32 protein-coding genes are annotated in these 21,895 nt (G+C 41.8%); 30 read left to right on the plus strand and 2 right to left on the minus strand.

The features are described from left to right. Positions 1–78: 78 nt before the first annotated feature. Positions 79–297, minus strand: a complete 219-nt coding sequence (locus tag ALT761_RS11595) for a hypothetical protein (protein WP_129738867.1) — start codon at positions 295–297, stop codon at positions 79–81. Positions 298–710: 413 nt separating this feature from the next. Between ALT761_RS11595 and ALT761_RS11600 the strand changes: the two genes are divergently transcribed. Together ALT761_RS11600 and ALT761_RS11605 are read left to right on the plus strand one after the other, a co-directional pair. Continuing rightward, positions 711–1,118 (plus strand): hypothetical protein, encoded by a 408-nt coding sequence (locus ALT761_RS11600; protein ID WP_129738869.1) that lies wholly within the window; start codon positions 711–713, stop codon positions 1,116–1,118. Positions 1,119–1,253: 135 nt separating this feature from the next. Continuing rightward, entirely contained in the window at positions 1,254–1,640 is a 387-nt protein-coding gene (locus ALT761_RS11605; protein ID WP_129738871.1) for a hypothetical protein, read from the plus strand. A 317-nt stretch (positions 1,641–1,957) separates the two neighbouring features. Here the strand turns inward: ALT761_RS11605 and ALT761_RS20620 are convergent, their stop codons facing one another. Next, positions 1,958–2,140: a hypothetical protein gene (locus tag ALT761_RS20620; protein ID WP_172602879.1), complete on the minus strand. Its 183-nt coding sequence runs from the start codon at positions 2,138–2,140 to the stop codon at positions 1,958–1,960. A gap of 466 nt (positions 2,141–2,606) precedes the next feature. On the opposite strand from ALT761_RS20620, the gene ALT761_RS11620 reads away from it, so the two are divergent. From ALT761_RS11620 to ALT761_RS11770, 28 genes are all read left to right on the plus strand, one after another. Then, positions 2,607–3,113 (plus strand): GNAT family N-acetyltransferase, encoded by a 507-nt coding sequence (locus ALT761_RS11620; protein WP_126874083.1) that lies wholly within the window; start codon positions 2,607–2,609, stop codon positions 3,111–3,113. Between the two features lie 115 nt (positions 3,114–3,228). Next, the gene (locus ALT761_RS11625; RefSeq protein WP_126872739.1) at positions 3,229–3,624 is read left to right on the plus strand and encodes a hypothetical protein; all 396 of its coding nucleotides are present in this window, start codon (positions 3,229–3,231) and stop codon (positions 3,622–3,624) included. Between the two features lie 125 nt (positions 3,625–3,749). Continuing rightward, positions 3,750–4,037 carry a hypothetical protein gene (locus ALT761_RS11630; RefSeq protein ID WP_129738873.1) on the plus strand — a complete coding sequence of 96 codons (288 nt, stop codon included), beginning with the start codon at positions 3,750–3,752 and terminating at the stop codon, positions 4,035–4,037. A 562-nt stretch (positions 4,038–4,599) separates the two neighbouring features. Next, the gene (locus ALT761_RS11635; protein ID WP_129738875.1) at positions 4,600–4,866 is read left to right on the plus strand and encodes a hypothetical protein; all 267 of its coding nucleotides are present in this window, start codon (positions 4,600–4,602) and stop codon (positions 4,864–4,866) included. A gap of 150 nt (positions 4,867–5,016) precedes the next feature. Next, positions 5,017–5,532: a hypothetical protein gene (locus ALT761_RS11640; protein ID WP_129738877.1), complete on the plus strand. Its 516-nt coding sequence runs from the start codon at positions 5,017–5,019 to the stop codon at positions 5,530–5,532. Between the two features lie 541 nt (positions 5,533–6,073). Then, positions 6,074–6,358: a hypothetical protein gene (locus tag ALT761_RS11645; protein ID WP_129738879.1), complete on the plus strand. Its 285-nt coding sequence runs from the start codon at positions 6,074–6,076 to the stop codon at positions 6,356–6,358. 131 nt (positions 6,359–6,489) lie between these two features. Then, complete coding sequence (locus ALT761_RS11650; protein WP_044056461.1) at positions 6,490–6,786, plus strand: hypothetical protein; 297 nt, start codon at positions 6,490–6,492, stop codon at positions 6,784–6,786. 132 nt (positions 6,787–6,918) lie between these two features. Continuing rightward, positions 6,919–7,305 (plus strand): tautomerase family protein, encoded by a 387-nt coding sequence (locus ALT761_RS11655; RefSeq protein ID WP_129738881.1) that lies wholly within the window; start codon positions 6,919–6,921, stop codon positions 7,303–7,305. A gap of 115 nt (positions 7,306–7,420) precedes the next feature. After that, the gene (locus tag ALT761_RS11660; RefSeq protein WP_129738883.1) at positions 7,421–7,912 is read left to right on the plus strand and encodes a hypothetical protein; all 492 of its coding nucleotides are present in this window, start codon (positions 7,421–7,423) and stop codon (positions 7,910–7,912) included. Between the two features lie 546 nt (positions 7,913–8,458). After that, positions 8,459–8,770 carry a hypothetical protein gene (locus ALT761_RS11670; protein WP_129736221.1) on the plus strand — a complete coding sequence of 104 codons (312 nt, stop codon included), beginning with the start codon at positions 8,459–8,461 and terminating at the stop codon, positions 8,768–8,770. 568 nt (positions 8,771–9,338) lie between these two features. Beyond that, positions 9,339–9,884 (plus strand): hypothetical protein, encoded by a 546-nt coding sequence (locus ALT761_RS11675; protein WP_129738885.1) that lies wholly within the window; start codon positions 9,339–9,341, stop codon positions 9,882–9,884. Positions 9,885–11,654: 1,770 nt separating this feature from the next. Then, positions 11,655–11,927: a hypothetical protein gene (locus ALT761_RS11685; RefSeq protein WP_129738887.1), complete on the plus strand. Its 273-nt coding sequence runs from the start codon at positions 11,655–11,657 to the stop codon at positions 11,925–11,927. Positions 11,928–12,074: 147 nt separating this feature from the next. Next, positions 12,075–12,536, plus strand: coding sequence for a hypothetical protein (locus ALT761_RS11690; RefSeq protein WP_129738889.1), 462 nt, complete (start codon positions 12,075–12,077; stop codon positions 12,534–12,536). Positions 12,537–12,598: 62 nt separating this feature from the next. Continuing rightward, positions 12,599–12,985 (plus strand): hypothetical protein, encoded by a 387-nt coding sequence (locus tag ALT761_RS11695; RefSeq protein ID WP_129738891.1) that lies wholly within the window; start codon positions 12,599–12,601, stop codon positions 12,983–12,985. 543 nt (positions 12,986–13,528) lie between these two features. Next, positions 13,529–14,080, plus strand: coding sequence for a hypothetical protein (locus ALT761_RS11700; RefSeq protein ID WP_129738893.1), 552 nt, complete (start codon positions 13,529–13,531; stop codon positions 14,078–14,080). Positions 14,081–14,200: 120 nt separating this feature from the next. Beyond that, positions 14,201–14,710, plus strand: a complete 510-nt coding sequence (locus ALT761_RS11705) for a hypothetical protein (RefSeq protein ID WP_129738895.1) — start codon at positions 14,201–14,203, stop codon at positions 14,708–14,710. A gap of 145 nt (positions 14,711–14,855) precedes the next feature. Further along, entirely contained in the window at positions 14,856–15,608 is a 753-nt protein-coding gene (locus ALT761_RS11710) for a hypothetical protein (protein ID WP_129738897.1), read from the plus strand. 551 nt (positions 15,609–16,159) lie between these two features. Beyond that, positions 16,160–16,441, plus strand: a complete 282-nt coding sequence (locus tag ALT761_RS11720; protein ID WP_129738899.1) for a hypothetical protein — start codon at positions 16,160–16,162, stop codon at positions 16,439–16,441. A 15-nt stretch (positions 16,442–16,456) separates the two neighbouring features. After that, positions 16,457–16,714, plus strand: coding sequence for a hypothetical protein (locus tag ALT761_RS11725; RefSeq protein ID WP_129738901.1), 258 nt, complete (start codon positions 16,457–16,459; stop codon positions 16,712–16,714). Between the two features lie 142 nt (positions 16,715–16,856). After that, a complete protein-coding gene (locus ALT761_RS11730; RefSeq protein WP_129738903.1) occupies positions 16,857–17,147 on the plus strand; it encodes a hypothetical protein in 291 nt (96 codons plus the stop codon). 492 nt (positions 17,148–17,639) lie between these two features. Further along, positions 17,640–18,023, plus strand: coding sequence for a hypothetical protein (locus ALT761_RS11735; RefSeq protein WP_129738905.1), 384 nt, complete (start codon positions 17,640–17,642; stop codon positions 18,021–18,023). Between the two features lie 166 nt (positions 18,024–18,189). After that, positions 18,190–18,468: a type II toxin-antitoxin system RelE/ParE family toxin gene (locus ALT761_RS11740; protein WP_129738907.1), complete on the plus strand. Its 279-nt coding sequence runs from the start codon at positions 18,190–18,192 to the stop codon at positions 18,466–18,468. Then, complete coding sequence (locus ALT761_RS11745; protein ID WP_129738909.1) at positions 18,468–18,764, plus strand: HigA family addiction module antitoxin; 297 nt, start codon at positions 18,468–18,470, stop codon at positions 18,762–18,764. Before ALT761_RS11740 ends, ALT761_RS11745 begins: the two co-directional genes overlap by 1 nt. A gap of 134 nt (positions 18,765–18,898) precedes the next feature. Next, positions 18,899–19,327 (plus strand): hypothetical protein, encoded by a 429-nt coding sequence (locus ALT761_RS11750; RefSeq protein WP_129738911.1) that lies wholly within the window; start codon positions 18,899–18,901, stop codon positions 19,325–19,327. A gap of 63 nt (positions 19,328–19,390) precedes the next feature. Next, positions 19,391–19,930: a GNAT family N-acetyltransferase gene (locus ALT761_RS11755; protein ID WP_129738913.1), complete on the plus strand. Its 540-nt coding sequence runs from the start codon at positions 19,391–19,393 to the stop codon at positions 19,928–19,930. A gap of 147 nt (positions 19,931–20,077) precedes the next feature. Further along, complete coding sequence (locus tag ALT761_RS11760; protein ID WP_129738915.1) at positions 20,078–20,497, plus strand: DUF6326 family protein; 420 nt, start codon at positions 20,078–20,080, stop codon at positions 20,495–20,497. Between the two features lie 105 nt (positions 20,498–20,602). Beyond that, positions 20,603–21,217, plus strand: a complete 615-nt coding sequence (locus tag ALT761_RS11765) for a DUF6988 family protein (RefSeq protein WP_129738917.1) — start codon at positions 20,603–20,605, stop codon at positions 21,215–21,217. Positions 21,218–21,325: 108 nt separating this feature from the next. Continuing rightward, entirely contained in the window at positions 21,326–21,835 is a 510-nt protein-coding gene (locus ALT761_RS11770; RefSeq protein WP_129738919.1) for a hypothetical protein, read from the plus strand. The last annotated feature ends 60 nt before the right edge of the window (positions 21,836–21,895 follow it).

The following is a 21,895-nucleotide window of genomic DNA, read 5'->3' on the forward strand; positions in this document are numbered from 1 at the left end:
AGGCGCTTTATCGCCAAATTCTTATTTTACTCGGTAAGCGCCATTGCGTTTGCTAGTTCAAATGGCGGCTTGCTTCAGTCAGATCAGCAACATCACTGCGCTGGCATTTTGCTTGTTTGCTTTAACAATCAATCGTATGCTGGCTTTATTAGTTTTTAATAAGGCCAAAGGTACAGGCTCTGCTTCTAACAAAGCGCTTAAGCCACTCCCTTCGGTCGCTGGGACGCCTATACGCGGGGCGGCTTCGCCAATTATGCCCCACGTATCTGCGCCCCTTAGCTTAAAGTTAGGCGTCATTTACTTACAGCATTAAAATGTTGGTTCAGTTATGACATTCCAGCATCAAGGTTATTTCGCTAGGTTGTCTTTACGGCTTACTTTCTCATTAGTTTCAACGGCTTTAGCAACGCGCTTTTCATCAACTCAGCAACGCCAGCATTCTGCATCTCCAGTTGTTTAAACTCGCTCTTTTTTCCAGCATTACCGTTAACATCTAGCTTTTCGCACAGGGTTGTTTTATCTTAAATTCAATAATTTAAACGCGCGGCCTAATTGGCTAGTGGTGGCAGCAAAGCTGCGTACTTGCAGTTGTACGCCTAACAAAACGCTGTTGGCACTCCCTCCGGTCGCTGGGACGCTAACACGGGGCCGCTTCGCGATTATAGCCCCATGTTAGCGCCCCAAAGCTTAGTGTTAGCTGCAGGTGAAACATGGATGAACAAACCAATACAATTGTAGGATTAATACTTGGTGTAATTATGGCGATAATTACATGGGCGACAATTTCCAAACGTGAACAGCAGCTTGACGATCCGAATGACGACAGTGTCGTCTACCTCGACCAACTAGTTGCAACATCAACACTTCAGAGTGGTGGAAAATACCTTTTACGAGTGCTACGACAAAGTGGAAATTTACAAAAAGATGATCAGGTATTTGATACACATGAGGCTGCTATAAAAGCTGCGATTTCTACTTTTAAGCGTGCAAAAATTGAATACGCATTTATCACAAAAAATACAAACGTAGAGTTCTTTTTTCGTCGTCCATACCATCACCACGGTGGTAGCGCGGAAGGAAAAAAAGTAGGTAGTATAGAAATTTATAAAATCGAGTAGCCTGCAGCTAACAAACGCATAAACTCTCGCTGCGCTCGCAAGGGACAAAAACACGTAGGCTCCCTGCGCTTCGCTTGGTATTGTAGCCTACGTATTTTTGCCTGTTATGCGGGCGTTAGGCCTACATGGTGAAGAATGAATAAAACAGAGCTGGTAATCGAAAAATACAAGTTACTTATTAATTACGGGAAATCAGTTTCTACGCTGTTTTTGGCGGCACTGGGAGCACAGGTGACTCTCCTGGGGTCGGTGTTTAAAGAAGTCTTTGAGAAACATCAGTATCTATCAATGGCTAGTTTGTTGCTTATGCTCTTTGCTGCGATGACGGCTCTAAGTATGTCGGAAGCAAGTGTCAGAAGACTTGTTGGTCCTCCTCAGTTTAAGTTTGGTTTGCTAAACACACTGTTAGGAGGTCTCCCAACGCGTAAAAACTGGATATACCTAAGATCTCTTATTGCAGCCTTGTGTTTCGCTAGCTCTATGCTGTGTTTTTTCCTGCTGCTCACTAAAATCAATGCCTAACAAGCGCATAAACACTCGCTTCGCTCGCATGGGACAAATATATGTAGGCCCCCTGCGCTTCGCTTGGTATTTTAGCCTACATATATTTGCCCGTTATGCGGGAAGTTAGAAGGCGTCAGCCTAAACTGCATTTGGCTTAATACAAATATCAGTTCAACCGCCCTCACCTGTTGTTCGCAACATCGCTCTGGCTTTAGGTGCTTTTAACTTCGCCGCTTTAAATTCAAAGGTCGCGCAATAGGCGCTTTATCGCCAAATTCTTATTTTACTCGGTAAGCGCCATTGCGTTTGCTAGTTCAAATGGCGGCTTGCTTCAGTCAGACCAGCAACATCACTGCGCTGGCATTTTGCTTGTTTGCTTTAACAATCAATCGTATGCTGGCTTTATTAGTTTTTAATAAGGCCAAAGGAACAGGCTCTGCTTCTAACAAAGCGCTTAAGCCTCTCCCTTCGGTCGCTGGGACGCCTATACGCGGGGCGGCTTCGCCATTATGCCCCACGTATCTGCGCCCCTTAGCTTAAAGTTAGAAGGCGTCAGCCTAAACTGCGTTTGGCTTTATAAAAATTCCAGTTCAACCGCCCTCACCTGTTGTTCCCAACATCGCCCTGGCTTTCGGTGGTTTTAACTTCGCCGCTTTAAATTCAAAGGTTGCGCAATAGGCGCTTTACCGCCAAGTTCTCATTTTCATCCAGCAAGCACCATTGCACTTGGTAGCTCAAATGGCGGCTTGCTCCAGTCAAATCACCAACATTACTCCATTGGCATTTTACTTGTTTGCTTTAACAATCAATCGTATGCTGGCTTTATTAGTTTTTAAAACGTCCAAAGGTAAAGGCTCTGCTTCTAACAAAGCGCTTAAGCCTCTCCCTTCGGTCGCTGGGACGCCTATACGCGGGGCGGCTTCGCCATTATGCCCCACGTATCTGCGCCCCTTAGCTTAAAGTTAGGTGCTTCTCGGATATTGAATGCTCATTAATCCTTTAGTTGAATTCGAAAATAGTTATTTGGACTACATCAAGGAATTGGGTAGCGAAGAACGCTATCCCTATCCAATGGATTTAGATTGTTCAAACTTTCCTGCTTTCGTTCAGTTGTTAAGCAATTATTCAAAGGGTATCAACTTACCCAATCATATGGTGCCTAATACCACTTTCTGGCTCATCGAAAATCAAGAAATCGTTGGCTGCTCCCATTTACGCCACACACTAAACGACTCATTAAAACATGCTGGCGGACATATAGGTTTAGGTATCAGGCCCAGTTATCGAGGCAAGGGCGTTGGAAAACGCCTGCTATCTCAAACCATCGAACAGGCAAATAAAATAGATATTACAGCCGTGCATATTCACTGCTACAAAAGTAATATTGCTTCTGCAAAGCTCATAGAATCCTCTGGTGCAACACTAGATTCAACTGTAGATTTAGAGGATGGCTCGGAAAAGGTGCTTAGGTTTATTTATGACCACACCTAACAAAAAAATAAAGTCACTCACTTCGTTCGCTGGGACGCATACACGTGGGCTGCTTCGCATTATAGCCCACATGTCTGCGCCCCTTATTTAAAAGTTATATGCCAGTAAGCATCTCATGATTTTAAATAAAGAATTAAAACAACTAGAAGAAAAACTAACTCTTCAAAGTTCTTCAGATATAAATCAGGAAGCCAATGAAAACCTGGTTTCATTCGGTTTTAGTAAGCAGGATACTACTCTAACCACTAAAAGGGATATTGAGTTGTTTTTATCCCGTGTTTTGTCGATATACAGTTCAAGTAATGTTGGTAACGATAAATTGTTTTACGCATGGCTCGATGAAATGTCGTCACAAATTCGCGTAAGTGCAGTCTCAACAAATCACAATACATTACCATTTCGAACTGAACTAGAGTGTTGTACTTTGGAAGAACTCGCTACTTCTATAAAACGATACGACAGTGGTGCGTTTACTAGTGGTAGTATTAAGATTTTTAAGAGTAGCATATAACAAAACACTAAAGGCGCTCGCGCTGCTCGCTGGGACGCTAACACATAGGCTGCGTCACTTCGTTCCTAATTTTAGCCTATGTGTTATCGCCCCTTAGTGGGGTGTTATACGAACAGGGATGTTTAGTGATAGAAGCTCTTTTTGCTTTAGTAATAATGATTGTTGAAGCTGCCATAGCTGCCTGCACATTTATTATTGAATTAGTCTCGGGTGTTTTTGTCGCAGCAGGCTCAACTATTGGCGTATTTGATTTTTTTCTACTTGTTTTTGTTCTACTAGCAGAGCTTGTTGTATGGTTATTGCTATGGTTCAAGCAGCTTTTAACATCTGCAATCAAGCTAGAAAAGCCAGCGGCAGTCCGAAAGCCTGTCTTTTGGCGGCCTAAAGCAAAACCCAAAAACAAAGAGAAATAACACTCGTGGTTGTTTTGGGTGGTTCGTATAACAAAAAAATTAAGTCACTCACTTCGTTCGCTGGGACGCATACACGCGGGGCGGCTTCGCCATTATGCCCCACATGTCTGCGCCCCTTATTTAAAAGTTAGGCGTCATTTACTTACAGCATTAAAATGTGGGTTCAAACGTGACATTCCAGCATCAAGGTTGTTCCGCTAGGTCGTGTTCGCGGCTAGCTTTCTCGGTTGTTTCAACGGCTTTAGCAACGGGCTTTTCATCAACATCGCAACGCCAACATTCAACATCACCAGCTTTCTAAACTCGCTCTTTTATCCAGCAATGCCGTTAACATCTGGCTTTTCGCACAGGGTTGTTTTATCTTATTTTCAATAATTTAAACAAGCTGGCTAATCGGCTAGTGGTGGCAGCAAAGCTGCGTACTTTCAGTTGTACGCCTAACAAAACGCTCAAGCCACTCCCTTCGGTCGCTGGGACGCTAACATGTGGGCTGACTCACTTCGTTCGGATTTTAGCCCACATGCTAGCGCCCCTTAGCTTAAAGTTATGTGCTTGGAGTAACATGCAAAAAGAAAACGGCGATACTGAGATTGCTTTTTTGGCAGCTCTCTTTTATTGGGTAGTAACTGTTGCAACTGGCTGGATGTCAAAATCTGTTTTCCAAGCATGGCAAAACGGAACAGCTTTCGAGCTAGTGAGCAGAAAGGCCAGATTCCTAAATTTTTTTCCTACCTGGTTCGTGTTTATAGTTTCTATAGTAGCTGTAGTATTTATGGCTTTTTTTGCGGTCAAGCAAACGCTTAAGTTTGTCCGTTATATGCGTGGTTAATGTGCTGCTGTTTTTAAACGCACATAACAAACCACTCAAGGCTCTCGCTTCGCTCGCTGGGACGCTAACACATGGGCTGCGTCACTTCGTTCCTAATTTTAGCCCATGTGTTATCGCCCCTTAGTGGGGTGTTAAGTTACCAGAGAAGATATGCGTAAATTTCTAGCATTGGATAAAAAAGGTCAAACAGACTTGCGAGATAAATTTCCAGATCTTGATAAATTGTGTGCTGTCGAAGAAACACATGCATACACTTACATGGCGGTTTCAGTTTTCGACCGCTGGCTGGGAGCGGAAGACTCAATCAAATACTTATCCGATGTTCCTGAAAAGGAGCAACAAAGTAGAGATTCAAAATTCGTTAAATTTGCGAAAAAACTAATAGAAAACACCGAAGTTTTAAACTTTACATTCAAAGGTCGTTGGAGTTCAGCCAAACCGCAGTTTCGCAAATTCACCTCAGCTACAGCTAAAGAAAGTTATCTAATGTGCGCTCAGCACAATGTAGATAGTAGCCGCTTTTATAAATTGGTGTTGCCTGAGCTGGAAGCAGTGTATTTTGAAAGCTGGGACGACACCAATATTTTCTATTTACGTAATCCTAAGCACGCAGAAAAAATAGAAAAATGGGCTAATGAATGTGGCTTATACCGTCTAAATAGGTAACTTAACAAGTCGTTTAAAAGGACAAAAAACAGTTGGCTTTTGCTCCTTCGTCGCTAATTTTAGCCAACAATTTTTTGCCTCTTAACGAGGCGTTAGAAGGCGTCAGCCTAAACTACATTTGGCTTTATAAAAATATCAGTTCAACCACCCTATTCTGTTGTTTCCAACATCGCCCAAGCTTTGGTAGTTTTAATGTCACCGCGCTTACTTCAAAGGTTGCGCAATAGGCGCTTTACCAACAAGTTCTTATTTTACTCGGCAAGCGCCATTGCACTCGGCAACTCATAGGGCGGTTTGCTTCAGTCAAATCAATACCATCACTGCGCTGTTGTTTTACTTGTTTGTGTTAATAATCAATCGTATGCTGACTTTATTAGTTTTTAACTAGGCCAAGGGAACAGGCTCTGCTTCTAACAAAGCGCTCAAGTCACTCCCTTCGGTCGTTCGGACGCAATTACGCGGGGCGGCTTCGCCATTATGCCCCACGCAACTGCGCCGCTTAGCTTAAAGTTATGTGGCTTGAAGGAAAGAGACATTCTCTATGCAAAATAAACTAGCGCTGGCCTTAGGCAGTTTTTCAAAGTATCTAGCGGTTCAACTTTTCTTCTTCTCTTATGTACTATCTATTTTTATTCAAGCTAAGGCCCCATCAGAAAAGATATACCTTACTGGTATGTTCTTTTATCTTTTACCATTAGTGATGGCCATGGTATTTGTTCACTTTGGTTATACGTCTACCAAAAGTGACAAAATTAATAGATTAGAATTCTTCAAAGCTATCGGCGTTTTAATCTTTTATTGTTTTATCTGGTATGCTCTTTTTTAACACGCAACATAACAAAAAAATTAAGTTCGCCCGCTACGCGGGCTGGGACAATAACATGGGGCCGCTTCGCGATTGTAGCCCCATGTTATTGCCCGTTAAGTGAAAGTTAGAAGTGCCAGAAGGATCTGCAAATGTCTTATTACAACTCAACTATTTTAAAGACCGCTGCAAAAGTTTCTTTTCTACATATTTCGTGGCTTGTTGCCCTAATTGGAATTCCGATTGTATTTTTTAGAGATGGCCTAGATTTAGTAGAGAAAGCACTATTGTTTAGTGGGTTATTGTTCTTTTTCTGGTTTGTATATTTACTTTTTTGCATTACATTTCATAGGCTAAGCATGCGAAATGAGCATAACAAGTTTGGCTACCTGGCAAAGGATGACCTCGAAAAAGGTAAAGAAGTTGGTACACATTTGGAGGGTTGGTAGCATGACACTTCTAACAAAATGCTTAAGTACACTCCCTCCGGTCGCTGGGACGCCTATACGCGGGGCGGCTTCGCCATTATGCCCCACGTATCTGCGCCCCTTAGCTTAAAGTTATACATCAAGGAAACATCAGTGGTTGTAATATATGGAATAAACCAACACCTCAATCCAATCAAAGCTGCACTTTCAGATGCCATACATTATTGCATGCAATCAGTTCTCGGTATGCCCGAAGACAAACGAGCACATAGATTTGTACCTCTCGAAAAAGAAGACTTTTATTATCCTGGTGGCAGAAGCGATGCTTACACAGTAATCGAAATCAATTTGATGAAAGGTCGCAAGCCAGATACGCAAAAGCAGCTTATTAAAACACTTTTCAAAGAAATAGAGTCCGCCATTGGCATTGAGCCAATCGACATAGAAATCACCATCAAAGAGCAGGAAAAATATCAGTGGGGTTTTAGAGGAATTACAGGCGACGAGGCGGTTGATTTAAAGTACAAAGTAAATGTATAACAAAAAAATTAAGTTCGCCCGCTGCGCGGGCTGGGACGCAAACACGCAGGGCGGCTTCGCCATTATGCCCTACGTGCCTGCGCCCCTTATTTAAAAGTTATGCGATTGGTGGAACATGGATAAAAAATTAGAACGTTCCAATGCAGACAAAGCCTTGAGGAGACTCACGAACCAAATTAAGCCACTTGGTTTTGTGCGAACCAAACCAACGTTTTGGGTTAGAGAACGAGAGCATTTGGTTCAATTCATTCATATACACAAATACACTTTCGGCCCGCTTTTTAGAATTCATACGTGTGTTAGGCCATTAAACTCTAATTTGGAATTTGTTGCATTATTTGGTCCTATCGAGCAAGAACTCAATGCTGCAGCCAAATTTGAATACACTGAAGAAACAAGCTCAGTAGAAAGCTGTGCATCGGCTATGTCTCAATTTATATCGACATTTTCGGAAGAGTGGTATTCAACTCTTGGTACCACAACAGCATTACTGAGTTCGGAGTCAGTCCTAGACGCACAAGAAAAAATGTCCCTCCGGCAGTCCTTGGATGGCAAAGCAAAAACATCCAACAATGAGAGAACGAGGCTGTTATTAAAAATCGCATAACAAAAAAATCAAGTCGCCTGCTAACGCAGGCTGGGACGCTAACACGCAGGGCCGCTTCGCTATTATGCCCTACGCGTCCGCGCCCCTTATTTAAAAGTTAGAAGGCGTCAGCCTAAACTACGTTTGGCTGTATAAAAATATCAATTCAACCGCCCTCACCTGTTGTTCCCAACATCGCCCTGGCTTTCGGTGGTTTTAACTTCGCCGCTTTAAATTCAAAGGTTGCGCAATAGGCGCTTTACCGCCAAGTTCTCATTTTCATCCAGCAAGCACCATTGCACTTGGTAGCTCAAATGGCGGCTTGCTCCAGTCAAATCACCAACATTACTCCATTGGCATTTTACTTGTTTGCTTTAACAATCAATCGTATGCTGGCTTTATTAGTTTTTAAAACGTCCAAAGGTAAAGGCTCTGCTTCTAACAAAGCGCTTAAGCCTCTCCCTTCGGTCGCTGGGACGCCTATACGCGGGGCGGCTTCGCCATTATGCCCCACGTATCTGCGCCCCTTAGCTTAAAGTTAGCAGTCAAATAGAAATAGGAGAAATCATGGAGCAAGTTGAAGTTAAGAAAGTTAGTGCAGGGACTGTGTATAAATTGTTTGCAATTGGGTTAACCGTAGGCTTTCTCCCATTGTTCGTGTTGTTTGGCATCTTAGGCGCTTTTGGCATGGAAGCATTAACCTGGAACGAGCAGCCGGTAACAGGTATCAAAGCAATATTTGTTGGTCCTTTAATGGCCGTATTTATGTCATTAATTTTTACAGCAATAATCGGTAGTGTATGTGCGTTTGGTCTATGGATTTTCTCTTTTTTTAAGCCATTGAAAATCGAGTTTACTATAAATGAAGTGTCACAATAAAACTGCTAACAAACGGCTCAAACCGACCTCCACTGCGTTGCTCGTTTTGTGCTTTTCCGCTACGCTCGCACAAAACAATCTACTCAGTTCCGGCGGCTTAGCCGAGCGTTAGAAGGCGTCAGCCTAAACTACATTTGGCTTTATAAAAATATCAGTTCAACCACCCTATTCTGTTGTTTCCAACATCGCCCAAGCTTTGGTAGTTTTAATGTCACCGCGCTTACTTCAAAGGTTGCGCAATAGGCGCTTTACCAACAAGTTCTTATTTTACTCGGCAAGCGCCATTGCACTCGGCAACTCATAGGGCGGTTTGCTTCAGTCAAATCAATACCATCACTGCGCTGTTGTTTTACTTGTTTGTGTTAATAATCAATCGTATGCTGACTTTATTAGTTTTTAACTAGGCCAAGGGAACAGGCTCTGCTTCTAACAAAGCGCTCAAGTCACTCCCTTCGGTCGTTCGGACGCAATTACGCGGGGCGGCTTCGCCATTATGCCCCACGCAACTGCGCCGCTTAGCTTAAAGTTAGTTCGCACTTAAATTTCGTGGAATGGCAAAACTCAATAGATGAAAGTAGTAGCAATAAGTGGTATGTCTGGAAGTGGAAAAACTTCCCTTGTTAACCAGCTGTCTAATTCTCTGTCGTGTCCATCAATTCTCTTCGACGACTTTGTAGATGGACAGACATATCCCACAGATATGAAGAAATGGTTACTTGACGGTGCGAATATCTCAGATATTAAAACACCTAGAATGGATAAAGCATTACTGAATTTAGTATCAAGCTCCAAAGCTGAGTTCATCTTTGTAGAAGAACCATTTGGGAAATGCAGGGCACCTATTTCTTCACTAGTAGACAAGGTAGTATTGCTGGATATGCCTATTGATATCTGTCTTTCTCGCATTATTTCCAGAAATATAGCGCAGTCAGAAGAAGGCGCATTTAAAAATATAAGTCAGTACTTGGTCAAATATAATGAGTTTTTAAGGGATGTTTATATTGAGACAAACACCCAAACACGTGGTACAAGCGATTTAATTATTAATAAAGTGCTATCTGCACAGACGTTAGAGGATACTGTTATTCAGTGGCTCAGAGCAGGTGCGAACTAACAAGCCGCTGTAATCGGTCGCAAGCTCCCTGGGACAATAACACGTGGCCTCAGTCGCTTCGCTCCAAATTTTAGCCCACGTGTTATTGCCCCTAAGCGGGGTGTTAGAACGCGTCAGCCTAAACTACGTTTGGCTTTATAAAAATATCAGTTCAACCGCCCTCACCTACTGTTGCAAAAATCGCTCTGGCTTTTAGTGGTTTTAACTTCGCCGCATTAACTTCAAAGGTTGCGCAATAGGCGCTTTATCGCCAAATTCTTATTTTACTCGGTAAGCGCCATTGCGTTTGCTAGTTCAAATAGCGGCTTGCTTCAGTCAGAGCAGCAACATCACTGCGCTGGCATTTTGCTTGTTTGCTTTAACAATCAATCGTATGCTGGCTTTATTAGTTTTTAAAAAAGCCAATGGAACAGGCTCTGTTTCTAACAAAGCGCTTAAGCCTCTCCCTTCGGTCGCTGGGACGCCTATACGCGGGGCGGCTTCGCCATTATGCCCCACGTATCTGCGCCCCTTAGCTTAAAGTTAGGCGTCATTTACTTACAGCATTAAAATGTTGGTTCAGTTATGACATTCCAGCATCAAGGTTATTTCGCTAGGTTGTCTTTACGGCTTACTTTCTCATTAGTTTCAACGGCTTTAGCAACGCGCTTTTCATCAACTCAGCAACGCCAGCATTCTGCATCTCCAGTTGTTTAAACTCGCTCTTTTTTCCAGCATTACCGTTAACATCTAGCTTTTCGCACAGGGTTGTTTTATCTTAAATTCAATAATTTAAACGCGCGGCCTAATTGGCTAGTGGTGGCAGCAAAGCTGCGTACTTGCAGTTGTACGCCTAACAAAACGCTGTTGGCACTCCCTCCGGTCGCTGGGACGCTAACACGGGGCCGCTTCGCGATTATAGCCCCATGTTAGCGCCCCAAAGCTTAGTGTTAGGCGTCATTTACTTACAGCATTAAAAAGTGGGTTCAACCGTGACATTCCCACATCAAGGTTGTTTCGCTAGGTAGTTTTTAAAGCTTGCTTTTGTGGCATTTTTTATGGCTTTAGCAACGCGCTTTTCGTCAACACCGCAACGCCAACATTCAACACTACAAGTTGTCTAAACTCGCTCTTTTATCCAGCAATGCCCTTAACATCTGGCATTTCGCACAAGGTTGTTTTATCTTAAATTCAATAATTTAAACACGCGGCTCATTTGGCTAGTGGTGGCAGCAAAGCTGCGTACTTTCCGTTGTACGCCTAACAAAACGCTGTTGGCACTCCCTCCGGTCGCTGGGACGCCTATACGCGGGGCGGCTTCGCCATTATGCCCCACGCATCTGCGCCCCAAAGCTTAAAGTTAGGCGTCATTTACTTACAGCATTAAAAAGTGGGTTCAACCGTGACATTCCCACATCAAGGTTGTTTCGCTAGGTAGTTTTTAAAGCTTGCTTTTGTGGCATTTTTTATGGCTTTAGCAACGCGCTTTTCGTCAACACCGCAACGCCAACATTCAACACTACAAGTTGTCTAAACTCGCTCTTTTATCCAGCAATGCCCTTAACATCTGGCATTTCGCACAAGGTTGTTTTATCTTAAATTCAATAATTTAAACACGCGGCTCATTTGGCTAGTGGTGGCAGCAAAGCTGCGTACTTTCCGTTGTACGCCTAACAAAACGCTGTTGGCACTCCCTCCGGTCGCTGGGACGCCTATACGCGGGGCGGCTTCGCCATTATGCCCCACGCATCTGCGCCCCAAAGCTTAAAGTTATGTGCCTAAAGGTTTAATGTGACTACTGTCTATTTTATAGTTGGTTTTACTTGTCTACATTTGGTCTTAGCGTTTGTTAATGCCATAGGTATCAAGAGGGCATTTTTTAAAAAACAAAGCTCAATGACTCTTTGCTTAATAGTTAATTGGCTGGTGCCGGTTGTTGGCCCAACCATTACTTATTTCGTTGTTAGAAGCTCTTTTTCTAACACATCAGCAGGCTTACCTGTTTCAGATCAATCCGGAAGTAATGGATTATATACAGGAGCTGAAGGACGAAGTGATGATTAATTTTTATTGCAGTTTTCTGGGATGTTTCGAGACGGCATATAACAACTCAATAAACTCACTCACTTCGTTCGCTGGGACGCATACACGCGGGGCGGTTTCGCCATTATGCCCCTCATGCCTGCGCCCGTTATTGAAAAGTTAAAGCTTATGGACTCATTGACGGAAGAAAGATACGTATTTTATAGGCTTTGCGCTGGCGACATTCAGGAGTGTGTAAAATCTCTTGAGATGCTTAGCGATGCAGTTAGCGACCGGATGCGAGTGGTGCTTATAAAGGCATCAATCGTGTCTTACGCGCGGCCATTCTCTGGAAATGAATCCCAATATAGAGATAAAGGGAAGTGGCGTCTTGATAAGAAATATGTTCCAAAAGAATTTTGTGAAGTCCATAAGCAAGCGATTGAGTATAGAGACAAGTTGATCGCGCACAGTGATATTCCTCATAGAAGCCCAGAACTTCTAAGAGGTGGGCCACATTTTGCTATCGGTCATAATGCGCCATTGGACGAAGAGTATGTCGAGTTTTCAAAGGTGCTTTTTCCAGCAAGTGCTGCGCTCTTGAAAGAACTGTGGGACCTTATAATAAGTTATGAAAAGGAATCGCTTTAACAAGGCCGTGCACGCGACAAGCGCGTGATTGCGGCGTTATACATACACGGAAGGTTAGTCGATTGCCCATCATCATTTATTTGTATCTTGCTATAAATATTGGCGTAACGGTATATGCCTATAAATATTGTTATTTTAATTTATCAAAATATGGCGAAATCCTAGAGGGGTTTGCTATAACGGGTGTTTCAATATTATTGGTGTTGGCATATTACTATCCCAAGATAGGTGATTTTCTAGGAGGTTATATATTTATACTTGTTGCATTGGGAAGTGCATATCACTTTAAATATAGGCACTCATATATTTATGAACCAGAAGAAGATGTGACAGATCCTCAAGAAACTAAGTTTCATAAGTATTTTAACTTTGTGTTAATAGCTACAAATCTATTGCTTATCTTGCCAGCTTACATCTTTGGGATATTGTCTGGTGTAAGGTATGTATAACAAAAAAAATCAAGCTCGCCCGCTACGCGGTCTGGGACGCTAACATGTGGGCTGACTCGCTTCGCTCGGATTTTAGCCCACAAGTTTGCGCCCCTTATTTAAAAGTTAGCCGTCATTTACTTACAGCATTAAAAGGTAGGTTCAGACGTGACATTCCAGCATCAAGGTTGTTTCGCTAAGTTGTCTTCACGGCTTACTTTTTCCATAGTTTCAACGACTTTAGCAACGCGCTTTTCATCAGCATCGTAATGCCAGCACTCAACATCACCAGCTTTCTAAACTCGCTCTTTTATCCGGCAATGTCGTTCACATCTGGCATTTCGCACAGGGTTGTTTTATCTTAAATTCAATAATTTAAACACGCGGTCTAATTGGCTAGTGGTGGCAGCAAAGCTGCGTACTTTCCTTTGTACGCCTAACAAAACGCTGTTGGCACTCCCTCCGGTCGCTGGGACGCTAACACGTGGGCTGACTCGCTTCGCTCGGATTTTAACCCACGTGCTAGCGCCCCAAAGCTTTGCGTTAGATGGCACGGAGACTTAGGTGATTACTGTAATCGTTGCAGATATTTTTGGTAAAACACCAGCTCTTGAAGAGTTGGCAAATATTATTTGTAAGAACCATCTCATCGTCGACCCGTATGACGGTCAATATAAGATGTTCCAAACTGAAAGCGATGCATATGAGTATTTCTCCTCTAATATCGGCTTGGGAAATTACAGCAAGCATTTGATTAACTCGCTAACCAACTTGGATTCTTCTGTAAACCTCGTCGGATTCAGTATCGGTGCTGCTGCCATTTGGAACCTCTCAGGAAGTTTTGCACCTTCACGCATAAAAAAAGCCATATGCTTTTACGGGTCTCAAATAAGAAACAACCGAAAAGTTGTTCCACTATTTCCAGTTACTCTTGTTTTCCCAAAAACAGAAAAACACTTTTCGGTATCAGAATTAATCTCGGAATTGCGCAACACAGAAAGAACCAAAATTAGACAGGTGCCATATTTTCATGGTTTTATGAATAGGTGCTCAACGAATTTCAACTTGCAAGGATACGAAAGTGAGCTTCGAACACTTGCGGCTAATGCCATCTAACAAAAAAATTAAGTCACTCACTTCGTTCGCTGGGACGCATACATGCGGGGCGGCTTCGCCATTATGCCCCACGTGCCTGCGCCCCTTATTTAAAAGTTATATGTCAATCAAGGAATGGTTATGAATTTGGAAATAGAAAAATCTAATTATTTAGAATGGGTTAAGTTAGTACAAAGGGCATACACTGTAGGATATGTAAGCTCATTAATTATTCTTTCCCATATCTTAACTTTGAACAGTGCTACAGATAAAGACACTTTAAACATATCTTTGTTGAGTGTTTCTTTTCCAAGAATTCCAGCAGTACTATTCACTCTCTTTATTTTCATAGTTGCAGGGGCGTTTGTAATATACGCATATGCTAAGTTGGAAAAACTATGTGACGTAATTGATGAAAATAGCTTATCTTCTCTAAAAAACTTTCCTTCTTTTGCTCACATTCCTGTAAAGGGAGACTGCTTTCTAGTTGGCGGCTTATTAATTATCTATTTTATGGTTTTTAAATTTGGGCAAGGTGATGGTACTTGGATAAACGCGATAATTAATTCTATTCTTGTTTGCTCGACATTTATTATTGCAAGCGTGTATAAGGCTTACGACAAGCCGTTAGAAAAAAGTAGTGAGGACTAGCGAAACATATAACAATCACATTAAGCCGCTCGCAGGCTCGCTGGGACAGTAACACGTGGGCTCTGTCGCTTCGCTCGGATTTTAGCCCACGCATTACTGCCCCTTATGTGGGTGTTAGCTTTTCCTCTAGCTCTGGTTATTATTGATGCTTCAATATGAAAATATAATTAGTTTGTTAACAAATGCTTTTGAGTTTCTAGAGCAAAAAATAGCACCACCTATTAAACAGGAATTTGGTGGCGGCTATGTTTATCGGTACAGTGAAAAATCTTACCAACAAGCTGTAATTCAAAAGCTTGCTAGAACAATTACAGGTTTAAGGGCATTACTTTTACTTAATCAAAATGGTCTTCTTCAAGAGCAAGCCTCTCTACAACGAGTATTAGACGAGCTAGATGAAGATATAATGTTTCTTACTTTCCCGTTTTTATTTGACGACCTAACTGAATTACATCAGAAATATTTAGACGTTTTCTACGAAGAAGAGTTTGATATCCCAGAGAGTGCGATTGAGTCAACTCAAAAAAGACCTATGATTTCAAGAAAAAAAGTTAGAGCTTACATAAGCAAACCTCGTGGTGATGAATCAAACCAAAGTTCTTCTATCGAGACGTCAAGAACTTTGAGTAAAACCTATTCTGGATATGTCCACTGTGCATCGCCTCAAATAATGGAATTATACTTTGGGACACCGTTAAAGTTTCAAACCACAGGGAACGCAACATCGCCTTTTTACGAAGACCATAAAGACGATCTATTTAATAATTTCTTTCGTGCTATTCATTCTTTTGGTTTCGCGTCCATGATGCTTAGGCAAAATGAGTTATTTGACCAACTACTTAGCTATTCTAAGCAGTTTGCGTTTGAGCAAGGTAAAGGAAACAACGTGGCTTGGTAAAAAGCTAACAATCACATTAAGCCGCTCGCAGGCTCGCTGGGACAGTAACACGTGGGCTCTGTCGCTTCGCTCGGATTTTAGCCCACGTATTACTGCCCCTTATGTGGGTGTTAGAAGGCGTCAGCCTAAACTGCATTTGGCTGTATAAAAAATATCAATTTAACCGCCCTCACCTGTTGTTCCCAACATCGCCCTAGCTTTCGGTGGTTTTAACTTCGCCGTTCTAAATTCAAAGGTTGCGCAATAGGCGCTTTATCGCCAAGTTCTTATTTTGAGTCACGAAGCGCCATTGCGTTTGTCGGCTCGAATGGCAGCTTGCTTCAGTCAAATCAATACCATCACTGCGCTGTTGTTTTACTTGTTTGTGTTAATAATCAATCGTATGCTGACTTTATTAGTTTTTAATAAGGCCAAGGGAACAGGCTCTGCTTCTAACAAAGCGCTTAAGTCACTCCCTTCGGTCGTTCGGACGCAGTTACGCGGGGCGGCTTCGCCATTATGCCCCACATGTCTGCGCCCGTTATTGGAAAGTTATATTACAAGGCGGATTCATGCTTGATCTGATCTACGATATTGTTGGTTATAATGACGCTGGGCAGAAGTGTCACCCTTTCAAGGGTAAACAAGGAACCAAAAAAGGTTTCTACAGTTACACACTCCTTAACGACAACAAAACTTTCAAGCCAATTACAGAAACAGAACTCCGTAAGAAAATTGAAGACGGTCACTTTACCGGAGTTGGCCGTATACGCATGATACCTGAAGGTACTACAAAGACTTCAGGGGCCGGTGCTTTATCGGTCCATTCGTATTTAGGAAAAAGGTTGGTCTGAATATAGGTAATCAATTTGAGTCTTAAAGGTTATAAAGTAGCTGCTGGATTAGTATCGATAATTTTAATATTTGTATTATTGATAGCGCCTCTTTTTATCTATGCGTTTATCATGGGCTTAACTTGGGATGACAATTCACCTCTGCCAGACTGGTTAATGTGGTTTATCATACTGGGTGGTGTTATTGGGACAGCTTTACTTGTCCCTATTCATCGTTTCATTATTTGTAAAATCGGTGGTTACCCAAAGTATTCCGCAAAGATTAATTGGTAAACTGTGCGAGTGAAATATAACAAACAAATTATGTCACTCGCTGCCGCTCGTTGGGACGCAAACACGTACGCGGCTTCGCCATTATTGCACACGTGTTTGCGCCCCATATTTGGAAGTTATGCGTTGCGAGGATAATTAAATAATGGATGTTGAAAAAGCAAAGGAAAAAAGCCAAATCAAGCAACTATTGTTAACCGTCTTATTTGGTCCGCTAGGCTTGTTCTACTCGAACAAAATTATTGCTATTTTTCTTTCAATATTAATCATCCCATCTATTTTAGCGTTTGGTTTAGGCTTATTCCTCGGCTGGCCATTTTCAATGTTAGTGGGCGTCATCTGCGTTAGGCAACACAACCTTAAAACACAGCCGTATTTGGCATTTCAAAAAAGAAAAGCTCAGTACGAACAAGGACGTATTAATGGCAACGTATAACAAAAAAATCAAGTTCGCCCGCTGCGCGGGCTGGGACGCAAACACGCAGGGCGGCTTCGCCATTATGCCCTACGTGCCTGCGCCCCTTATTTAAAAGTTATATGTCAAGGAGTAGACATTGATTCCAGAACCTTTTAATACTCTTATTGTGGTCATTATCTGTATATCAGCAGTCCTCTACTTTAATGGTTACTTATCCGCATCAAATCGGTCTGTAAGTGTTACTTGGTTGAAATCTAAAAACCCTATTTATCTAAGATTTTTGACTGTACTTTTTATTTTTGCCGCATCATTAAAAGTTTTAATGCTAGTGTTGTAACAAGACTAAACTAAGGCAGTTTACAAACTGACTTATAACAAAAAAATTAAGCTCGCCCGCTGCGCGGGCTGGGACGCAAACACGCAGGGCGGCTTCGCCATTATGCCCTACGCGCCTGCGCCCCTTATTTAAAAGTTATACACCCAAGGGAATAAATCATCGATACAGAGTTTTTGGTCAAAGCAAGGAAACAGTTTCAATTCTTAGTTAGCTCTTATGGATTCAAAGAAGTTAACTCCAGTGAGTTCGAGTTGAACTATGCGAAGACAACCATCAAAGTTCGTGTAGAGGGAATTAATTGGGGTCTTAACTCAAGAGTTGCTTTTGGAACAACAACTGATACCTTTGAAGATTATGATTTGTTTGACATTATCCCTTATTACGGTTGTTTTAAGATAAAACTCAAACCCAACATTGGGCAACAAGAACAATTACCTATACTTGCATCATTAGTAGATGCTTATGCTAGACCAGTTCTTCGTGAAGACATATCTTCATTTGTATTTGCAAAAGCCCAGCAAGAAAAGCGAGCAAAGCAGTTTCGTGCTCTTATTTAACCGGGTGTATAACAAAAAAATAAAGTCACTCGCTATCGCTCGTTGGGACGCTAACACGCAGGGCCACTTCGCTATTATGCCCTACGTGCCAGCGCCCCTTATTTATAAGTTATGCGCTCAGAAAATTACGCTAGCAATTCGTAACCCTTAAGGTTACAATAAAATCATGATTAAGAGTTTTATACATAAAGGCCTTCAGAAGTTTTACGCTAAAGGAGCCACTTCAGGAATTCAGAAAAAGCACGAAAAAAAGCTTCGTCTTATTCTGTCGAATCTCGATCAAGCTGAAACACCTGATGACATGGATTTACCCGGCCTTTATATGCACAAACTCAAAGGTAACAGAAATGATATTTGGTCTGTTCGGGTAAGTGGAAACTGGAGAGTTACATACCGCTTTGTTGGACGAGATGTTGAAATCGTTAATTACGAGGATTACCACTAATGAATATGCATAACCCTGCGCATCCCGGTGAGATACTCAAAGATCTTGTTATTGATGCTCTAGAACTGACTATTACTGATGTAGCGCAACATTTAGATGTGAGCCGTAAAACATTATCGAAAGTTCTTAATGGCAAAGGGGCTATTACTCCAGAGATGGCTCTTCGTCTTGAACTCGTTTTCGGTAAGCCTTCTGCGGCCCATTGGCTTCGTTTGCAAAATGCATTTGATTTGTGGCAAACAAGACAATATCAAAGCTCTTTACATGTCTCACCGTATAATTTGGCTAAGGTATAAAACGCGCATAACAAAAAAATCAAGTTCGCCCGCTGCGCGGGCTGGGACTCAAACATGAGGGTTGACTCGCTTCGCTCGGATTTTAGCCCACATGTCCGCGCCCCTTATTTAGAAGTTATGCATCAGGAGTAGTCATGGAGCGAATGCCTCTGTCAAAAGAGCCTCTCAGCCAGTATTTGCTGTCAAAGATGGCTACATCAGATACGTTTAGCTTAGCAATTTCTTCGGCTATGCTTGGAAGCGCTTTATCAACAATTCGCCCTGAAAGCTTGCTCTGGGGCATAGCTGGCTTATTTTCATTGTACCTTTTCATTAGTGACTACATAGGAGAAAGTGAGGTCAATATTTTAATTAAGAATATTCCGTCGTTTAAAACATACTCAATTCTCACTTATATCTCAGTCGCTCTTTCGGGCTTTCTTTTAACTTTTGACGCAACGCTTCTTTTTACTTTCGTTGTGATTTTTCCTGTCATAATTAATGCATTCATGGTCCGTCCATTTGTATTCGTCAACTTATATAAGAAAAACTATACTAGGTTGTTTGGGGTTATTGATGCATAACAACTCAATCAACACTCTCACTTCGTTCGCTGGGACGCATACACGCAGGGCGGCTTCGCCATTATGCCCTACGTGCCTGCGCCCGTTATTGAAAAGTTATGCTCTTGGATATCTATGCTCTTCGAACCATTAAATGAATCTCACGTAAGTAAATTGCTGGCGTTCGAGTTAGAAAACCGAAAGCACTTTGAGTCTTTTATCGAACCAAGGAGTGAAAGCTTTTACTCTCTTTCTGGTGTTCAAAAACACATAGTAGATCTTCAGAACCTTTCGGGAGAATCATTCGTTCTTCTCGCAAATGGCGTTGTCTTTGCCCGGGCCAACATTAAGAGCATTCAGTCCAAAGGAAACGCAGAAATCGGTTATCGCGTTGGAAAACGCGCAACAGGCAAAGGTATTGGTACTGCATGCGTCAAACATCTTGTCAGCGTTGCCAAAGAACTCGGCCTAAATTGTCTTTCCGCTTTTGTAATCAACAACAATCCAGCTTCAGAAAAAGTTTTGTTAAACAATGGATTTCATTTAGATTTATGTATACCAAATGGTTTCAAGCATCAGGGAAAATCATTTCATGGTTTTAAATATCTACGCGCAGTGGCATAACAACTCAATTAACTCACTCACTGCGTTCGCTGGGACGCATACACGCAGGGCGACTTCGCCATTATGCCCTACGTGCCTGCGCCCGTTATTGAAAAGTTATGCGCTACTCGGCTTGTAGTTTTAATTTATAGATGGAGAAGTATAGGGATGTTTGAATGGAATGGAGATAGAAAGCAGCTCCTGTCAGTGTTATGGATATTTCTTACAGTTAACTACATTTACTGTGATATTTTTTCACTTCACCACGCACAGACCTTACAGGCGTTTCTAACAGGTAAGGTTGGTGGAATGGTGTTAACAGAGGAATTCCTCTTGTCATTCGCATTTATTATGCAAATTCCAATGTTAATGATCCTTCTCTCTAGGTTCTTAGTGTTTAAATTAAACAAGTACGTGAATATAGCGGCAGCTCTCATAACAGGTTCAATACAAAGCTACACGTTGTATATGGGAGGCACTCTTCACTATGTCTTTTTTAGTATCTTTGAAATTAGCACTGCTGTGATTATTCTTTACTTCGCAAGCACTTGGAAACAGTGTGATGCTCAACCAACACGTAGCGCATAACAAACAAATTATGCCACTCGCTGCCGCTCACTGGGACGCAAACACGTGCGCGGCTTCGCCATTATTGTACACGTGTTTGCGCCCCATATTTGGAAGTTATAAGCCATGAATCGAACACTGATAGAAACAGACAGTCTTTCAAAAAGTATTGACCAACTATTGGCACATAAAGGGTTTAGCTTAGATAACCGTAAAATTTGTGCCGTAGGATCACTATCTTCTAGCTTGGAATATCACAATGCAATTTTGATTCTTTGTGAAAAGAAAAAATATGGTTCTTCGATCGCTTTATTACGTTCACAGTTTGAATCATTTATCAAAGGAACGTGGTATTTCCATTGTGCATCCGATGAAGAAATAGATGATGTTTACAATGACAAACTAAACAAAACATTTGGAAGTATTCTTAGTGAACTTAAATCACAAGATGTATCTGCGTGGGAAGATAACCTTTTAATTAAGAATCAGTTCTGGTCGCAATTGTGTGGTTTTACGCACACTGGAGCACCACAACTCGGGAGACGTTTTAAAGATGGGAATATTTCCCCAAACTATAGTGACGAATTAATTGAGTCAATGCTCAATCTATCAAATCTATTAGCATTTAAAACGTTACTTGAAATGCTTCTGCATGTCGATGAACATGTGCCTAAAGAAGAAATTGTGCAGGTTATATCGTCAAATCGCATGCTAAAAGACCTCTATAATGACGGCTTATAACAAACCACTCAAGGCACTCGCTTCTCTCGCTGGGACGCTAACACATGGGCTGCGTCACTTCGTTCCTAATTTTAGCCCATGTATTATCGCCCCTTAGTGGGGGGTTATGTGAATAAGGAGGTTCCTTTGAGATTTTTGATCATTGCTACAATCGCACTGTTTCTAGTTGGTTGCCAAACTACTGTAGCAGAATACAACTCACCAAAATCATTTACTAATTCTCCAAACGCTGTTGAAGTTTGGATGAACGACGATGGTGTGAATAGCGCAGTATTGCTAAAAGTGAATGGTGAGGAATCGTGGCAAAGAAAATCGATGCAAGGGGCTGCAATGTCTGTACTTTTACCTAGCGGTAAAAATGATTTTTCAATTCGTATGGTCTACCAAGAGTTTATGGAGTTTCCGGTAGACCAAGTTTTAAACACTGAGATTGCATTAGATCCTAATTTTAAATATGTATTCGTGTCCAAATACGATAAAAGTAAAAAGTCCTTTTCTTATCGCTTTGAAAAAATCGATAAAGAGGCAAAATGTGAATATGGTCCAACAAATATGAAACGCATTATTACAGGTGAATTATCTTGTAGTAAGTCTGGCTCGGTATATAAATTCACATAACAAAGCCATTAAAGCGGACACGTAACAGTTGGCTCGGTTCCGCTTCGCTACACATTTTAG

The sequence above is a fragment of the Alteromonas sp. 76-1 genome, assembly GCF_900654235.1.
GTDB classification, from domain to species: domain Bacteria; phylum Pseudomonadota; class Gammaproteobacteria; order Enterobacterales; family Alteromonadaceae; genus Alteromonas; species Alteromonas naphthalenivorans.

Coding starts and splice junctions, on each gene's coding strand:
- ALT761_RS11675 (WP_129738885.1), top strand. CDS start 9,339: ATGAAAGTAGTAGCAATAAGTGGTATGTCTGGAAGTGGAAAAACTTCC.
- ALT761_RS11750 (WP_129738911.1), top strand. CDS start 18,899: ATGGAGCGAATGCCTCTGTCAAAAGAGCCTCTCAGCCAGTATTTGCTG.
- ALT761_RS11755 (WP_129738913.1), top strand. CDS start 19,391: ATGCCCTACGTGCCTGCGCCCGTTATTGAAAAGTTATGCTCTTGGATA.
- ALT761_RS11605 (WP_129738871.1), top strand. CDS start 1,254: ATGAATAAAACAGAGCTGGTAATCGAAAAATACAAGTTACTTATTAAT.
- ALT761_RS11640 (WP_129738877.1), top strand. CDS start 5,017: ATGCGTAAATTTCTAGCATTGGATAAAAAAGGTCAAACAGACTTGCGA.
- ALT761_RS11670 (WP_129736221.1), top strand. CDS start 8,459: ATGGAGCAAGTTGAAGTTAAGAAAGTTAGTGCAGGGACTGTGTATAAA.
- ALT761_RS11760 (WP_129738915.1), top strand. CDS start 20,078: ATGTTTGAATGGAATGGAGATAGAAAGCAGCTCCTGTCAGTGTTATGG.
- ALT761_RS11595 (WP_129738867.1), bottom strand. CDS start 297: ATGACGCCTAACTTTAAGCTAAGGGGCGCAGATACGTGGGGCATAATT.
- ALT761_RS11625 (WP_126872739.1), top strand. CDS start 3,229: ATGATTTTAAATAAAGAATTAAAACAACTAGAAGAAAAACTAACTCTT.
- ALT761_RS11730 (WP_129738903.1), top strand. CDS start 16,857: ATGGATGTTGAAAAAGCAAAGGAAAAAAGCCAAATCAAGCAACTATTG.
- ALT761_RS11660 (WP_129738883.1), top strand. CDS start 7,421: ATGGATAAAAAATTAGAACGTTCCAATGCAGACAAAGCCTTGAGGAGA.
- ALT761_RS11645 (WP_129738879.1), top strand. CDS start 6,074: ATGCAAAATAAACTAGCGCTGGCCTTAGGCAGTTTTTCAAAGTATCTA.
- ALT761_RS11620 (WP_126874083.1), top strand. CDS start 2,607: ATGCTCATTAATCCTTTAGTTGAATTCGAAAATAGTTATTTGGACTAC.
- ALT761_RS11600 (WP_129738869.1), top strand. CDS start 711: ATGGATGAACAAACCAATACAATTGTAGGATTAATACTTGGTGTAATT.
- ALT761_RS11765 (WP_129738917.1), top strand. CDS start 20,603: ATGAATCGAACACTGATAGAAACAGACAGTCTTTCAAAAAGTATTGAC.
- ALT761_RS11690 (WP_129738889.1), top strand. CDS start 12,075: ATGGACTCATTGACGGAAGAAAGATACGTATTTTATAGGCTTTGCGCT.
- ALT761_RS11635 (WP_129738875.1), top strand. CDS start 4,600: ATGCAAAAAGAAAACGGCGATACTGAGATTGCTTTTTTGGCAGCTCTC.
- ALT761_RS11650 (WP_044056461.1), top strand. CDS start 6,490: ATGTCTTATTACAACTCAACTATTTTAAAGACCGCTGCAAAAGTTTCT.
- ALT761_RS11705 (WP_129738895.1), top strand. CDS start 14,201: ATGAATTTGGAAATAGAAAAATCTAATTATTTAGAATGGGTTAAGTTA.
- ALT761_RS11745 (WP_129738909.1), top strand. CDS start 18,468: ATGAATATGCATAACCCTGCGCATCCCGGTGAGATACTCAAAGATCTT.
- ALT761_RS11720 (WP_129738899.1), top strand. CDS start 16,160: ATGCTTGATCTGATCTACGATATTGTTGGTTATAATGACGCTGGGCAG.
- ALT761_RS11710 (WP_129738897.1), top strand. CDS start 14,856: ATGCTTCAATATGAAAATATAATTAGTTTGTTAACAAATGCTTTTGAG.
- ALT761_RS11740 (WP_129738907.1), top strand. CDS start 18,190: ATGATTAAGAGTTTTATACATAAAGGCCTTCAGAAGTTTTACGCTAAA.